At 63.3% G+C, this 1,906-nt stretch carries 2 protein-coding genes and 1 pseudogene; 1 reads left to right on the forward strand and 2 read right to left on the reverse strand.

The genetic code is table 11. The features are described 5' to 3' along the window. Positions 1-315: 315 nt before the first annotated feature. Complete coding sequence (locus AC1DYX_RS30715) at positions 316-786, forward strand: NucA/NucB deoxyribonuclease domain-containing protein (protein WP_477265945.1); 471 nt, start codon at positions 316-318, stop codon at positions 784-786. Here the strand turns inward: AC1DYX_RS30715 and AC1DYX_RS30720 are convergent, their stop codons facing one another. Together AC1DYX_RS30720 and AC1DYX_RS30725 are read right to left on the reverse strand one after the other, a co-directional pair. After that, on the reverse strand, positions 787-1,080 hold the full coding sequence (locus tag AC1DYX_RS30720) for a DUF5597 domain-containing protein (protein WP_477265947.1): 294 nt from the start codon (positions 1,078-1,080) through the stop codon (positions 787-789). Positions 1,081-1,138: 58 nt separating this feature from the next. Beyond that, a pseudogene (locus AC1DYX_RS30725) lies at positions 1,139-1,879 on the reverse strand (beta-galactosidase); the annotation flags it as partial. Positions 1,880-1,906 lie beyond the last annotated feature (27 nt).

Raw genomic sequence — 1,906 nt, forward strand, 5'->3', positions numbered from 1 at the left:
GCGCGGCACTGCTGCGGTGGGCCGGGCAGCTCAGCGCGCACATTGTCGACACGGCCGCGCTGCGCGAGGCGAGCCTGGACCGCATCGCCGATGCGGCCGCGCCGCTGCTCGAACGGCTGCTGATGGACGCCTGATCCATACGGCGCTGCTCGAGCCGGTCTGCAATGTCATCCTGATGCCGTTGCATGACCGATTATGGGACAACGCGGTGAGCGGGCGCAGTGCCCCCCCCCGGTGCTGCGGCAGCAGGTTGATCGTTCCGATCCATCGTGTTTGTACTATCCTGATATCGAAACGATAACGAGGAGAGTTCCGATGGCGATCGATCCGCAGGGAGAACGCGATGCGCGCTTGCGCAACAAGCCGCAAGCCGACGAAGGACAACTGCCGGTCATGGTCTATGACTGGAAGACCATGCCGCTCACTTCGGAAAACATCTGGCACGCACAAATGGCCGGCTGGCCGCGCATTCTGACCTACGACTATATCGCCGACAGTGCGCTGAAGAAGCGGCTGATGTCCCACAAGCGTTATCACAGCCTGACTGCCGCCGGCGTCGTGAACCTGCGTGGCCAATGGCGCGATGAGTATCCATTCGCATCGACCGTCGAAAACGGGGGGAGCGTCTTCGTGGGCCATGCCCCGGCTGACGAGCAGATCCGGCAAGGCATCATGATCCGGCAGTTCTATGCCGACCACGAGGCCTTGCTTCACTCCGTTCGCGCAGGTACGCCTTTTTTCTTCGAGGTGAAGGTCATCAACTACCCGGCTGCACCGGTGCGTTGATCAGTACGTGCCCAGCCGGACCTTCAGGACGACCGGATTGCCGGTCAGGTTCAGATCCGAATCGACCTGGTCGCCATTCCAGTTGCGCACCATGAGCCATTTGCCGTTACCGTCGAAATACCCTTCCTCGACGCGGCCGTACATCGACGGCTTGCCCGCGTTCGCGCCCGCAGTGTCGAACTTCACACGCGCATGCTGGCCGACGACGATGAATTCGTTGTCGGCGATCTGGGCGATGGCGACGCCGCCACTCGGCGCCTCGGTACCGGGCGGTTGCTCCCTGATCGTCGACAGCCCACTGCTCGTCGCCGAGTTGCCACAGCCGGTACGACACGGTCGCCTTCCAGTTCTTCAGCATGATGGTCTGCGGCTTGCGGTCATCGCCTTCGGCCACGCCATGCGTGCGGTTGTCCAGCGCCCATGTCGCCCACAAGCGCTGCATCGGACGGAACACGGCGAAGACCCTGGCGTAAGGCTCGGACATTCTCCGGTCGGTGAACTGCGACCCCAGCGGGAAATTCGTGTAGTCGGCATAGTCGACGCCGAACGGCGCCACGCCCAGTGCGCCGCGACCCAGGATCTGGTAGATGTAGCGCGCCATGGCGGCCGAATTGGCCATCTCCGGCACCAGCAGCGGGTTGTCCGGGCGCTGGAACAACTCGATATTGGCCGTGACCCTGTTCGATTCCGCCATGTAGAAGTCCGGCGCGACCAGGTCGATATGCGGCGCCACCGCACGGTAGATGTCGATCACGTCATACGTCGGGCCGCCGGCGTTGAAGTTGTTGTTCCACGGCGCGAGCGGCTCGATGGGATCGCGCAGCGCATTGTTCACGTACATGGGCAGGTCGTAGACGGCACGTCCCGCCTTGGCGATGTCCTCGATGTAACTGGCGAAAGCCCATGCATGGAAGTACTCGTCGGCGTACGGGCCATAGACGTCGGACCAGGTGCCCGTCGCGGCGCCCGCGACCGGCGACTTCTTGTGCGTCAGGATCGCCTGCGGTACCCGCTGTTTGAACAGCGCCTGCGCCGTCAAGCCATCATCGCGCGGCTGGCCAAAGGTCCCGACCTCGTTCTCCACCTGCACCATGATGACCGTATGCTGGCTGGCATCGAT

The sequence above is a fragment of the Massilia sp. P2_C2 genome (assembly GCF_056404615.1).

Excerpts from the sequence above, each read along its gene's own strand:
- AC1DYX_RS30715 (WP_477265945.1), top strand. The coding sequence starts at position 316 with ATGGCGATCGATCCGCAGGGAGAACGCGATGCGCGCTTGCGCAACAAG.